The organism is Cronobacter condimenti 1330, from assembly GCF_001277255.1.
In the GTDB taxonomy this organism is placed as follows: domain Bacteria; phylum Pseudomonadota; class Gammaproteobacteria; order Enterobacterales; family Enterobacteriaceae; genus Cronobacter; species Cronobacter condimenti.
This window is the reverse complement of the sequence record NZ_CP012264.1, coordinates 1,710,622-1,723,280: the sequence shown is the minus strand read 5'-3', so window position 1 is coordinate 1,723,280 and position 12,659 is coordinate 1,710,622. Positions and strand designations below refer to the sequence as shown.

Below are 12,659 nucleotides of genomic sequence, written 5' to 3'. Positions count from 1 at the left end.
GTTAAACGGCACTATGACAACAGAAGCCAAAAGTTGCGCAAAAAAAAGCCGTGGCCGTCCAAAAGTGTTCGACAGGGAAGCGGCGCTTGATAAGGCCATGGCACTATTCTGGCAGCACGGTTACGAAGCCACGTCGCTGGCGCATCTGGTAGAAGCAACCGGGGCCAAAGCGCCAACGCTGTATGCGGAGTTCACCAACAAAGAAGGGTTGTTCCGCGCCGTACTCGATCGCTATATCGCGCGCTTTGCGCATCAACAGGAAACGTTACTGTTTTGCACCGACAAACGTGTCGATGAAGCGCTGCACGATTATCTGTGTGCCGTCGCGAACTGCTTTGCCAGTAAAGAGACGCCAGCCGGCTGCTTCATGGTAACGACGTCCGCCGCGCTTGCTGCGTCCTCTGAGGAAATTGCCGCCACGCTGAAAGCGCGTCATACGCAGCGCGAAGCTATTCTGCTGCGTTTTCTGAGCGAGCGTCAGGCGAAAAATGAAATTGCGGAAAATTGCAACCTGCCTGCGCTGGTCCGCTTCATCAGTTGCCTGGTTCACGGGATGTCTGTGAGCGCACGTGAAGGCGCCACCCCGGAAGAATTGATTCAGATTGTGAATATGACTATGCGGTTATGGCCGCAGCTTATTCAATAATTGCTACTGCCTTCGTGAGCGGCGCCTGTCGCTCACGCTTTAATCCATTAACTACATGAATACTTTCCCTTTTTCCCTGCCCGTTTCAGTGCCGTTTATTAATAGGTAAAAACTGGCAAATATATCCTCCAGAGTAGCTACTCTTGTACGGTCAAAGAAATGATTATTCGTGTGCTAATTAATTAGCACCATCAATTATTAGAATTGGAGTTATTGACGTCATGAAGACGGGGCCGTGCAGGGACGAGGTTTTTTTCCACACAGTATCCGTGGTGTATCGAGTTTCAAATATGGAAGACAAGAGACGCTTTTTGGCTATACACCTACAGAAGGAAGATGAACATGGCTTTGCTATTACCATTATTTAAGGTGCTAATAGTAATAACATTGTTATTTGGCCTTTGGTTGTTCTGCGGTGGTTCCATTCTTTATGCATTTTTATCAGTGCTGATCACTGGTTTTATTTTGTTCAGACAACACAATGCTATGTAATTCAAACGCTCATGTTTTGCTGCCTCGTGGAACATGAGCGTTTTCTTATTCAGCCTTCCTGCACCGTTGCGCGGGTACAGGTAAAAAAAGCCCCTCCGTCTGAGTGCGAGAGGGGCTTTTTGTTTATGACGCCATGTTATTTTCAGGTTTTCTGGTTCAGCACCAGCTGACCATTGCTGTCCAGCGGAATACGGCTGCCCGGATCGTTTTCCATCCGAATTTTGCCCTGCTCATCCCCGATGCGGTATGTCACATCATAGCCCAGCATTTTCTCTGATTTGTCATAAACGGTTTTACAGCGCTGCTGCTGCGTGGTGTAGGTGTCCCCTTCCTGAAGGTGGCCCTGGATCTGGTTGCCTGCGTAGCCCCCGCCCAGTGCACCCACGACCGTAGCGACATCTTTACCGCGACCGCCGCCGAACTGGTGGCCGATAACGCCGCCTGCGACAGCACCCAGTACCGAACCGGTCAGGCGGTTTTCATCCTGTACCGGACGGCGGTGCGTCACCGTAACATTACGGCATTCCTGGCGCGGCGTTTTTACCGACTCTTTGATAGGCGTGGCAGAAACTACCTGGGCATATTTCGGCGAAGGGCTGAACACATCCAGACTGGCCACTGCCGCCACGCCAAGCGCAGCAACCACCCCAATACCAATACCCGCTAACATTGATTTATTCACAGGAATTCCTCCCGGCTGTGCAATTGGTAACAATTTTGCAATTGAGATGGCGTATAGCAAATCGGAAAACGACCCAAAAAGCGGGATTTTGTGGCAGAGATCAGCGGATTGAGAGGAGTCTGAAGGGAAAGCGGGTCAGAAATAAAATGTCATCAGCCCCGGCGTGTATTACACCGGGGCTGATTCAGACTTAGTGCAGTTTCAGGCGCGGGCGGATCACCCGGTTGATGCTGCCGACCAGCATCATCAGGCCCGTTTTGAAGTAGCCGTGCAGTGCAATCTGATGCATACGATAAAGCGAAATATACACAAAGCGTGCAATACGTCCTTCGATCATCATAGAGCCGCGCATCAGGTTACCCATCAGGCTACCCACGGTCGAGAATTTCGACAGTGACACGAGTGAGCCTTTGTCTTTATAGACATAAGGTTTAAGCGGTTTGCCTTTGATTTGCGCCAGAATGTTGTCCAGTGCGCAAGTCGCCATCTGGTGCGCCGCCTGGGCGCGCGGAGGAACAAAGCCCCCTTCCGGACGCGGGCAAGACGCACAGTCGCCGATGGCGAAGATGTCCGGGTCGCGCGTGGTTTGCAGCGTCTGCTCGACCACCAGCTGATTGATGCGGTTGGTTTCCAGTCCGCCAATCTCTTTCATGAAATCTGGCGCTTTGATACCGGCCGCCCAGACCATCAGGTCAGCCTGAATAAACTCGCCGTCTTTGGTGTTCAGGCCATCTCCCTGCGCACTGGTGACCATCGTGTTGGTGAGCACACGGACACCAAGCTTGGTCAGTTCATTGTGCGCCGCGCCAGAGATACGCGGCGGCAGCGCAGGCAGAATACGTTCGCCCGCTTCGACCAGCGTCACGTTAAGCGCCTCGTTAGTCAGCCCCTTATAACCATAGCTGTGCAGCTGTTTTACCGCGTTGTGCAGTTCAGCCGAGAGCTCAACGCCCGTTGCGCCGCCACCGACAATAGCGATATTGACTTTGCCGTTCGCGCCAAGGTTAGCGGAGTATTTAAGGAACAGGTTCAGCATTTCCTGGTGGAAACGACGCGCCTGATGCGGGTTATCAAGGAAAATGCAGTGCTCTTTGACGCCCGGTGTGTTGAAGTCATTGGAGGTGCTGCCAAGCGCCATGACCAGCGTGTCATAAGGCACTTTACGCTCTGCGACCAGCAGTTCGCCCTTCTCATCACGCAGTTCAGCAAGCGTAATGGTTTTGGCGTCGCGGTTGATGTCGACCACCGAACCCAACTGGAACTGGAAACCATGGTTGCGTGCGTGCGCCAGATAGCTCAACGCATCGACGCCTTCATCAAGCGATCCGGTTGCGACTTCGTGCAGCAGCGGCTTCCACAGGTGGCTATGGTTGCGATCCACCAGCGTGACTTTCGCTTTTTTACCGCGGCCCAGTTTGTGCCCCAGCTGTGTCGCCAGCTCAAGCCCGCCGGCGCCGCCGCCCACGATAACGATCTTTCTTAATGGCGTAGTCAACGTGACCCCCTTAAAGTGTTTAACTAATTGTTAATTCAAAGTTATTAAAAATAGCTTTTAATTAACAACAGTTTAGCAACATGGCCGACAACGAGAATGAGCATAACATGAACGGTGCATTGGTCATACCAAATTTGATGTACATCAAATTTTATGCATTAAAGTTAAACAAAACGGGCCAGCATTTGGCTGACCCGTTTTTCTTTAGGGGATAAGGTGTAGCGCGTGCGAGATTAACCGAGCGCTTTGAAAGCTTTGATACGTTGCAGATGTGGCGAGATGTTTTTAAATTTGTGCGTCTGATCTTCGTCCCAGACTATCTCGTAAAACTGATGCAGCAGTTTCGCCGAACGCTGGCTGTCCAGCGCTTCATCTTCGCGCGAGAGGATAGCGAGGCAGCGGTCGCGGTTTTTCTCGCGAAAGTTTTCTACGCATTTGGTCGCGATGTCCAGGTACTCTTCCGGGCGATCAATTTTGCCTTCCATGTTTTCATACGGAAACAGATTCGGGTTGAAAATCACCTGCCGCATATCGCACAAAAAACCGATGCGCTCTGCCCAGAAGCCACCGAGGCCTACGCCGCAAATAAGCGGTCGCTCGTCGACATTCAGTTGCAGCATTTTGTCCACTTCGCGCAGTAAATGCTGCATGTCATGTTTCGGATGGCGTGTGCTGTAGCTGATAAGCCGCACATCCGGATCGATAAACTGCAGTTGCAGCACTTTCTCATGGTTACCCGGACTGTTTGAATCGAAACCGTGTAAGTAGATAATCATTGCATTTTCATCCCAGCGTAGCAGCTTAAGGGCAAGCGTTATTACCCCGCCTTGTGCGTCTGCCAGCGCTCATGCAGCGCGGTAAGCTCTGCGCTTACCTGCTTCCAGCGCGCTGACGCCATCAGTTCCTGACGCGTAATTACACCTTTATGATACAAACGTGTAACACGCTCTGCTTTGATCGGCGACAGGTTATCCAGAACGCTAACGGCACCCTTACGATTATTACAGACCAGGATCATATCGCAACCGGCATCCAGCGCCGCCTGGCCGCGCTCAGCGTAGCTGCCGAGGATCGCCGCGCCTTCCATCGACAGGTCGTCAGAGAAAATCACGCCGTCAAAACCGAGTTCCTGACGCAGGACCTGCTTAAGCCAGTAAGGCGAGCCGCTGGCCGGCAGTGGATCGATATCGCTATAGACGACGTGTGCTGGCATCACTGCATCTAGCATGTTGTAACTAATAAGTTCACGAAACGGCAGCATGTCGTGACGACGAATGTCTGCTGCCGGGCGCGGATCGCGCGGCGTCTCTTTGTGTGAATCGGCGCTGACGGCGCCGTGGCCTGGAAAGTGCTTGCCGGTCGCTTTCATGCCAGCACTTTGCATACCGGTAATGAAATGTTTCGCCATGGCCAGTACTTTCGCCGGGTCATCATGAAAAGAGCGCTCGCCAATCGCCGCACTGAGGTGTCCGACATCAAGCACCGGCGCGAAACTAATATCAATGTCCATCGCTATCATTTCGCAGGCCATTAGCCAGCCCGCCTCTTGCGCCAGTTTGCCGCCCTCTTCCATCCCAAGCAGCGCTGCGAAACTTTGAGCTGCAGGCAGGCGGGTAAAGCCTTCACGGAAACGCTGGACGCGTCCGCCCTCCTGATCAACGGCTATCAGCAAAGGATTACGGGCACTCGCACGGATCTGACGTACCAGTTCACGCAACTGCTCCGGATCGTGATAGTTGCGCGTAAAGAGGATAAGCCCCCCGACGAGCGGGTGCCCCAGAATGTCGCGCTCTTCAGCATCAAGCTCAAAGCCTTCCACATCCAGCATTACCGGACCCATGTTTCTCTCCCTTCATGTTCGCATTGTTGCAACTGGCACCAGGCCTCGTCTGCAAGTGTCATAAATGTGCGGTCGCCGGTTTCCTGAAAGCGGCGCTCGTACCAGCCCGCCATCAACAATCCGCTCCACGGACGCCAGCGTGCCACCTGCCGGCGCAGCGACGACTCGTCAATATGTGATTTTTGCGCATAATCTGCGATGAGCCTCTGTCGTGTGGGCTCATCAAGCCAGACGCAGGCGAGTTCCAGCGCCACATCGCCATCGCCTGCATATTCCCAGTCAATCAGCATCGGCTGGCCTTGCTGCCAGACCAGATTACCGGGGTGCACATCCATATGCAGCGGCGAGAGGCGCAGCGGGCGCGGCTCACCTGAGCGGCGTAACTGATGCAGAAGGCGCAACCAGAACGGCGTGCGGCGCGATGGCGCGCACTGCTGCCAGTCGCGCATTAGCAGCGGCACTAGCGCAATACGCCAGCCGAAACAGCGCTGGCGGTGCAGATGATACAGCAGCATGCTTAATTGCGGCACCGGCGGCAGCACGTCGTGTATATCGCCTGGTAAAAAACTAACCGCCAGCCAGCCGTTGGTGCAACGTCGCGGACGCGGCGCGAGCGTTGTCGGCAATCTTTTCAGCGCGCGGTACTGACGAGGGCTTCGCGCGCGACTTTTACGTGTGTCGCGTCGCACCACCAGCGGTTCATCATCGACAAACACACGCCAGGCCCCTTCGCTGAGGCCGGGGAGCGCGCAAACGACACCGGCGGCCGAAGCCGCCGGAAAACTCTGTGTTAAAAACCCTTCCGGGCTTTGATTACTGGGTTTGCTGAACTGCACCTTTACCCGACCAGATAATTTCACCCGTCTGTACCAACATCAGCTGCATCTGTAGCGTCGGCGCATTCACGTTGCCGCTGGCGTTGGCGTAAAGCACATATTGCGCGCCCACGTTACGGGCGATACCGATAGCTTTGCTGCGTGATCCCAGGCTGTCCTGAGGAGAAAGCCCGAGTTGCTGTTTCGCCATAGAAAGCTGCTGCGCCGAGACCAGCGTGAATTTACCGTTGTTTGCCAGCGCGCCGCGCAGGGATTCGGTTGCCGGACCAGTTTGCAGCGAACCGTTTGTGCGGTTGTTTACGCTATCGACCAGTAACACGCTGCCTGCATTAACCCCATCTGCCTGAAGCATTTTGCCCACCATTGGCTGCATCGCGCTGTTCCAGTCATAAGTGCGTGTTTTCGGCTCCGGCGTAGCGTTTTCAGCCGGATGTTCAATCGGGCCAGGTTGAGCCGGGATTGACGGTACGGACGGCACGGTAGGCACAGGTTGTGTCGGCGGTGGTACGGGCTGCGCAGGTTGCTGTGTGCCTGGCTGCGCCTCTTCTACTGGCGCCGGTTTCTGCTCGCCGGGCAAAATACAACCCGACAGCGCCAGGGCGACGGTCGCCAGCAGCGCGTAGCGATACATTTTGTTCAACGTTTCCCCCTTCAGAGATAGAGATAAAGACGGGCTTTACGTGCCGCCAGATAGTCAGTCTGGCCATTTACCGTCACGCGGCCCTGGGCCGGGATCACCACCGTTTGCGGGACTTCCAGCGGCTGGCCTTCCAGCCCACGGGCATCGTACCAGTAAAAGCGATAATGCACGGTCACAGGCGCGTCTTTGTTATTGTAAATGGTGGCAGCAGCGCCAGGCTTGCCGTTTTGCAGAGAAAAGTCTGGTTTTTCAGCGGTGATGCCTGCCGCCAGCACGCTGGATTCCATGACGAGCGCCTGATCGTCGCTGACAGGAATCGTCGGCGCGGAGCGGCAGCCTGCCATCAGCAGTGCGGCCAGCAGCCAGCCTGTGCGTGCGCCGTTCATCTTACAGGCCTTTTTGCGCAAGCATCGGTCCCAACGGACGACCACCTACCAGATGCATGTGAATATGGTAAACCTCCTGCCCGCCGTGACGATTACAGTTCATGATGAGGCGATAGCCATCTTCTGCAATGCCTTCCTGTTGTGCAATTTTTGCCGCAACGGTGAACATACGCCCCAGCGCCTGCTCATGTTCCGCCGTCACGTCATTAACGGTCGGTACCAGCACATTCGGGACGATTAAGAGGTGAGTCGGGGCCTGGGGAGAAATATCGCGAAACGCGGTTACCAGTTCATCCTGATAAACGATATCGGACGGGATTTCGCGGCGAATAATTTTGCTGAAAATAGTTTCTTCGGCCATGGTTTTTTTCCTTATGGGATAAACGCTAAGAGTATGAGCGAGATGATCGCTTCCTTTCAACCTTTGGCCTGATTTTTCTTTATAAAGCGGATGCTTATAGCACCGATCCAATGCGCTGTCGTGCCGTGTCACCTGCTTTTTTTTCTCTCACTTCCCGATGTCTGTTTGTGACGGCTCTTACATTTGTTTACACCGCAAAAACAAATGATTATAGTTCTCATTTTTATTGACAATGGAACGTTGTTTTAGTCCCGCGATTTCTGTTCATCAGGCTGGACGCCAGTGATGAGAGTCGTAACTCAAGAGCCTGACATACGGCAATTTATTATTTTTAAGGGCAACACATGGCTAAGCATGCACTCCGTCAGGGCGCCTTTCCGGCGTCTTCCCTTCCCTCTCTGCTGGCATTAAGTATTGCCAGCGCGCTCGCAGCACCTGCAGTTTACGCAGCCCCTGTCACTAACGACACTATTGTGGTCGATGCGGCGGCAGACAATGCCGCGCCTGCTGAATCGCAGGATTACAGCGTTAAGGTGACCAGCGCAGGCACCAAAATGCCTATGATCCAGCGTGATATTCCGCAATCGGTCAGCATCATTAGCGAACAGCGCATGAAGGACCAGCAGCTTGATACGCTGGGAGATGTAATGGATTACACGCTCGGCATCAGCAAGAGCCAGGCGGATTCCGACCGCAGCAGTTATTATTCCCGTGGTTTCCAGATAGATAACTATATGGTCGATGGTATTCCGACTTATTTTGAATCCCGCTGGAATTTAGGCGATGCGCTCTCTGATACGGCTTTATTCGAGCGGGTCGAAGTGGTTCGCGGTGCGAATGGCCTGATGACCGGGACAGGTAATCCGTCTGCCTCCATTAATATGATTCGTAAGCACGCCACCAGTCGTGACTATACCGGCACGGTTTCGGCAGAATATGGCAGCTGGAATAAGCAGCGTTATGTCGCTGATTTACAAGGCCCACTCACGCCAGATGGCCACGTCCGTGGACGTATCGTGGCCGGTTATCAGCATAATGATTCCTGGCTTGATCGCTATACCAATGAAAAAACCTTCTTCTCCGGTATCGTTGATGCCGATCTGGGTGACACCACCAGCCTTTCTGCCGGTTATGAGCATCAGAGCATTGACGTTGATAGTCCCACCTGGGGCGGCTTACCGCGCTGGAATACGGACGGCTCGAGAAGAAGCTACGATCGTGCCCGCAGCACGGCTCCGGACTGGGCTTATAACGACAAAGATATTGATAAAGTCTATGTGACATTCAAACAGCGTTTTGCCGACACCTGGGAAGCAACGCTTAACGCCACGCATTCCGAAGTGAAATTTGACAGCAAAACGATGTATGTGGATGCCTTTGTCAACAAAGCGGATGGTTCGCTCGTAGGCCCTTACGCCAGTTTTGGGCCAGGCTTTGATTACGTCGGTGGAACCGGCTGGAACAGCGGCAAACGTAAAATTGATGCGCTTGATCTCTTCGCTAATGGCGGTTATGAGCTGCTGGGTCGTGAGCATAACCTGATGATGGGTGGAAGTTATACCAAACAAAACAACCGTTACGTCAATACCTGGGCCAACGTCTTCCCGAATGAGATTGGCCGCTTCTCTGACTATAACGGTAACTTCCCGGAAACCCGCTGGGGCGAACAAAGCCTGGCGCAGGAAGATACCACGCACATGAAATCGCTGTATGCCGCAACCCGCATTTCCCTTGCCGATCCGCTGCATCTGATTGTGGGCGCCCGCTACACTAACTGGCGCATCGATACGCTGACCTACAGCATGGAGAAAAATCATACCTCGCCTTATGCGGGCCTGGTCTATGACATCAATGATAACTGGTCGACCTACGCCAGTTATACCTCCATCTTCCAGCCGCAAAACTATCGCGACAGTTCAGGCAAATATCTTGCGCCTGTCACTGGCAATAACTATGAAGTCGGCCTGAAATCTGACTGGATGAACAGTCGCCTGACCACGACTCTCGCTATTTTCCGCATTGAACAAGACAATGTTGGCCAGAATACAGGCCGCCCGATTATCGGCAGTAATAACGATACAGCGTATCGGGCTGTGGACGGTACCGTCAGTAAAGGCGTTGAATTTGAGGTTAATGGTGCCATCACCGATAACTGGCAGATGACGTTTGGCGCGACTCGCTATGTGGCTGAAGACAACGAAGGCAAGGCATTTAACCCTTATCTGCCGCGCACCAGCGTAAAACTCTTTACGAGCTATCGCCTGCCGGTAATGCCGCAGCTGACCGTCGGTGGCGGTGTTAACTGGCAAAATCGTGTCTATAAAGATACCGAGACGCCTTACGGCACCTGGCGTGCGGAGCAAGGCAGTTATGCGCTGGTCGATCTCTTCACACGTTACCAGGTGAATAAGAATTTCTCTCTCCAGGGGAACGTTAATAACCTGTTCGATAAGAAATATGACACCAACGTTGAAGGTTCGATTGTCTATGGCGAGCCGCGTAACCTGAGCATTACGGCCCGTTACCAGTTCTGAGGTGATTGTTGCGCATTAAAAAGGGAGCCATATGGCTCCCTTTTTTACTGGTTCGGTGATATCTAAGAGCGGCAAGTAAACGCAGCCAGCCTGTCCCAGGATGATAGCGATTCATGGCGCATCCAGCCCGACGTTGCCGTATCGCCCATGCGTAAGCCTGCAGGCATAAAAAAAGGGAGGCTTATGCCTCCCTTTATCTCCCCGACAGCCAGGATTAGCTGTTACGGATGTATTCATCCATTTCGGTTTTCAGGTTATCGGACTTGGTGCCGAAAATCGCCTGAACGCCGGAACCAGCCACAACCACACCCGCAGCGCCCAGTTTCTTCAGGCCAGCCTGATCCACTTTGGCAACGTCAGCGACGCTAACGCGCAGACGAGTGATACACGCGTCAAGGTTGGTGATGTTTTCTTTACCGCCAAACGCCGCGACCAGAGCCGGAGCCATTTCGCTGGTTGCGCCAGCTTTAGCGTCTTCGGTAGCGTCTTCACGACCCGGAGTTTTCAGATCCATCGCTTTGATCAGCACGCGGAAGATGGTGTAGTACACCACGGCGTAGCAAAGACCGACAATCGGGAACAGCCACAGTTTGCTGCTGTTACCAGACAGAACGATGAAGTCAATCAGGCCGTGCGAGAAGCTGGTGCCGTCACGCATACCCAGAAGGATACAGATCGGGAAGGCCAGGCCTGCCAGAATCGCGTGGATAACGTACAGGATCGGCGCCACGAACATGAACGAGAACTCGATAGGCTCGGTGATACCGGTCAGGAACGAGGTCAGCGCAGCGGAGATCATGATACCGCCCACTTTCGCGCGGTTTTCTGGTTTCGCAGAATGCCAGATAGCAATAGCAGCAGCCGGCAGACCATACATTTTGAACAGGAAGCCGCCAGACAGTTTGCCCGCCGTCGGGTCGCCTGCCATGTAACGCGGGATATCGCCGTGGAACACCTGACCTGCTGCGTTGGTATATTCACCAATCTGCATCTGGAAAGGTACGTTCCAGATGTGGTGCAGACCAAACGGCACCAGGCAACGCTCGATGAAGCCGTAGATACCGAACGCGACAACCGGGTTCTGGTACGCTGCCCACTGGGAGAACGTCTGGATGGCAGAGCCAATCGGCGGCCAAATGAAGGACAGGATCACGCCAGTGAAAATCGCCGCCAGACCAGAGATGATCGGAACGAAACGTTTACCCGCGAAGAAGCCCAGATACTCAGGCAGCTTGATACGGTAGAAGCGGTTGAACATATACGCCGCAATCGCACCGGAGATAATACCTCCCAGCACACCGGTATCCGCCAGGTGTTTGGCGGCGATCTCCTCGGCAGGCAGGTGCAGCACCAGAGGGGCGACCACCGCCATGGTTTTCACCATGATACCGTAGGCAACGACTGCCGCGAGCGCGGATACGCCGTCGTTATTGGTGAAGCCCAGCGCGACACCGATAGCGAAGATAAGCGGCATGTTTGCGAAAACAGAACCGCCCGCTTCCGCCATGACGTGAGAAACCACGGCTGGCAGCCAGCTGAAGTTTGCAGAACCGACGCCCAGCAGGATACCTGCGATAGGCAGTACGGAGACTGGCAGCATCAGCGATTTACCCACCTTTTGCAGGTTAGCAAATGCATTCTTAAACATAATTGAGAGTGCTCCTGAGTATTTGTGCTTTTTTTACGCGTTATACGCATCAGCCCGGGGGGAGAAACGGGCCATAAACAGGGCATCTGAGTGCCCTTTATTTATTACGCAGAGTAAAATAAATCCCGCGATTGTTGTTTGACGGCTATCACGTTTCAAACAACCCTTGGCCGAAAACTTGCGATTCTTTACATTAAGTGTTTCAGGATGTTTATAAATCGCCGTTCACCGCCTGAATTTTGGCGGTGAACTTTACTCGCTTTGATCATTAATTACGAGCTTTAAAATAACTCGGTTTATCAGGCAGATTGCAGCGCAGAGAGGTCAACGTGGAACAGCGTGGAGAAGTTACGGGTGGTGATTTCCGCAAGGGTATCAACACTGACGCCCTTCAGCACCGCCATATATTCCGCCACGTCGCGCACCAGCGCCGGCTGATTCTCTTTACCGCGATGCGGAACCGGCGCCAGGTACGGCGAGTCGGTTTCCACCAGCATTCTGTCGAGCGGAACATAACGCGCGGCATCGCGAATTTGCTCCGCATTACGGAACGTCAGGATGCCGGAAAAGGAGATGTAGAACCCCAGGTCCAGCAGCTTGCCCGCCGTCTCTTTGTCTTCCGTAAAACAGTGTAGTACGCCTGAACAGTCCGTCACTTTTTCTTCGCGAAGGATAGCAAGCGTGTCTTCCCGCGCATCACGTGTGTGCACGATAACCGGTTTATTCAGCTCACGGCCGATACGAATATGGTGGCGAAAAGAGGTTTGCTGACGGACTTTGGTTTCCGGGGTGTAGTAGTAATCCAGGCCCGTCTCCCCCATCGCGATCACGCGTGGGTCGGCGGCGAGACGGCGTAATTCTTCTGGATCGTACTCTTCATCCTGATTCAGCGGGTGCACGCCGCAGGAATAGGCGACATTTTCACGCTCGCCGATAAGCTCGCGCATCGCCTTGTAGCCTGGCAGCGTTGTGGCGACCGCCAGAAAATATTTAACGTCGCGGGCGGCGGCTTTCGCCAGAACATCATCCACATCATGATGCAGAGATTGATAATCCAGGCCATCAAGATGGCAATGTGAGTCGACTAAAAACATAACGT

General features: G+C 53.7%; 12 protein-coding genes. 2 read left to right on the top strand and 10 right to left on the bottom strand.

Features of this window, described 5'->3' with window-relative positions; genetic code table 11:
- Positions 1-13 precede the first annotated feature (13 nt).
- Positions 14-646: a TetR/AcrR family transcriptional regulator gene (locus AFK62_RS07910; RefSeq protein ID WP_053531831.1), complete on the top strand. Its 633-nt coding sequence runs from the start codon at positions 14-16 to the stop codon at positions 644-646.
- A gap of 634 nt (positions 647-1,280) precedes the next feature.
- On the opposite strand, the gene AFK62_RS07905 is transcribed toward AFK62_RS07910, so the two are convergent.
- The 8 genes from AFK62_RS07905 to hinT all read right to left on the bottom strand — a co-directional run bounded on the left by AFK62_RS07905 (position 1,281) and on the right by hinT (position 7,378).
- Positions 1,281-1,820 (bottom strand): glycine zipper 2TM domain-containing protein, encoded by a 540-nt coding sequence (locus AFK62_RS07905; RefSeq protein WP_007670690.1) that lies wholly within the window; start codon positions 1,818-1,820, stop codon positions 1,281-1,283.
- 190 nt (positions 1,821-2,010) lie between these two features.
- Positions 2,011-3,315: an NAD(P)/FAD-dependent oxidoreductase gene (locus AFK62_RS07900; RefSeq protein ID WP_032984310.1), complete on the bottom strand. Its 1,305-nt coding sequence runs from the start codon at positions 3,313-3,315 to the stop codon at positions 2,011-2,013.
- 233 nt (positions 3,316-3,548) lie between these two features.
- Positions 3,549-4,091, bottom strand: a complete 543-nt coding sequence (gene ycfP / locus AFK62_RS07895; RefSeq protein WP_007670686.1) for an alpha/beta hydrolase YcfP — start codon at positions 4,089-4,091, stop codon at positions 3,549-3,551.
- A gap of 41 nt (positions 4,092-4,132) precedes the next feature.
- On the bottom strand, positions 4,133-5,155 hold the full coding sequence (gene nagZ, locus AFK62_RS07890) for a beta-N-acetylhexosaminidase (protein ID WP_007670685.1): 1,023 nt from the start codon (positions 5,153-5,155) through the stop codon (positions 4,133-4,135).
- Positions 5,143-5,991 (bottom strand): thiamine kinase, encoded by an 849-nt coding sequence (gene thiK / locus AFK62_RS07885; protein ID WP_007670683.1) that lies wholly within the window; start codon positions 5,989-5,991, stop codon positions 5,143-5,145. Before thiK ends, nagZ begins: the two co-directional genes overlap by 13 nt.
- On the bottom strand, positions 5,969-6,622 hold the full coding sequence (lpoB, locus tag AFK62_RS07880) for a penicillin-binding protein activator LpoB (RefSeq protein WP_007670681.1): 654 nt from the start codon (positions 6,620-6,622) through the stop codon (positions 5,969-5,971). Before lpoB ends, thiK begins: the two co-directional genes overlap by 23 nt.
- Before the next feature lie 20 nt (positions 6,623-6,642).
- Entirely contained in the window at positions 6,643-7,017 is a 375-nt protein-coding gene (locus tag AFK62_RS07875) for a YcfL family protein (RefSeq protein WP_053531830.1), read from the bottom strand.
- Position 7,018: 1 nt separating this feature from the next.
- Positions 7,019-7,378 (bottom strand): purine nucleoside phosphoramidase, encoded by a 360-nt coding sequence (gene hinT / locus AFK62_RS07870; RefSeq protein ID WP_007670677.1) that lies wholly within the window; start codon positions 7,376-7,378, stop codon positions 7,019-7,021.
- Between the two features lie 344 nt (positions 7,379-7,722).
- On the opposite strand from hinT, the gene fhuE reads away from it, so the two are divergent.
- On the top strand, positions 7,723-9,912 hold the full coding sequence (gene fhuE / locus AFK62_RS07865; RefSeq protein WP_007670675.1) for a ferric-rhodotorulic acid/ferric-coprogen receptor FhuE: 2,190 nt from the start codon (positions 7,723-7,725) through the stop codon (positions 9,910-9,912).
- Positions 9,913-10,126: 214 nt separating this feature from the next.
- Here fhuE and ptsG read toward each other — a convergent pair whose 3' ends face one another.
- On the bottom strand, positions 10,127-11,560 hold the full coding sequence (gene ptsG, locus AFK62_RS07860; protein WP_007670672.1) for a PTS glucose transporter subunit IIBC: 1,434 nt from the start codon (positions 11,558-11,560) through the stop codon (positions 10,127-10,129).
- Positions 11,561-11,859: 299 nt separating this feature from the next.
- Positions 11,860-12,654, bottom strand: a complete 795-nt coding sequence (locus AFK62_RS07855; protein ID WP_007670670.1) for a metal-dependent hydrolase — start codon at positions 12,652-12,654, stop codon at positions 11,860-11,862.
- Positions 12,655-12,659 lie beyond the last annotated feature (5 nt).

What these genes read in the sequence shown, in the direction of transcription:
- AFK62_RS07910 (WP_053531831.1), top strand. Translation starts at nt 14, where the DNA reads ATGACAACAGAAGCCAAAAGTTGCGCAAAAAAAAGCCGTGGCCGTCCA.
- ycfP (WP_007670686.1), bottom strand. Translation starts at nt 4,091, where the DNA reads ATGATTATCTACTTACACGGTTTCGATTCAAACAGTCCGGGTAACCAT.
- nagZ (WP_007670685.1), bottom strand. Translation starts at nt 5,155, where the DNA reads ATGGGTCCGGTAATGCTGGATGTGGAAGGCTTTGAGCTTGATGCTGAA.
- lpoB (WP_007670681.1), bottom strand. Translation starts at nt 6,622, where the DNA reads ATGTATCGCTACGCGCTGCTGGCGACCGTCGCCCTGGCGCTGTCGGGT.
- AFK62_RS07875 (WP_053531830.1), bottom strand. Translation starts at nt 7,017, where the DNA reads ATGAACGGCGCACGCACAGGCTGGCTGCTGGCCGCACTGCTGATGGCA.
- hinT (WP_007670677.1), bottom strand. Translation starts at nt 7,378, where the DNA reads ATGGCCGAAGAAACTATTTTCAGCAAAATTATTCGCCGCGAAATCCCG.
- fhuE (WP_007670675.1), top strand. Translation starts at nt 7,723, where the DNA reads ATGGCTAAGCATGCACTCCGTCAGGGCGCCTTTCCGGCGTCTTCCCTT.
- ptsG (WP_007670672.1), bottom strand. Translation starts at nt 11,560, where the DNA reads ATGTTTAAGAATGCATTTGCTAACCTGCAAAAGGTGGGTAAATCGCTG.
- AFK62_RS07855 (WP_007670670.1), bottom strand. Translation starts at nt 12,654, where the DNA reads ATGTTTTTAGTCGACTCACATTGCCATCTTGATGGCCTGGATTATCAA.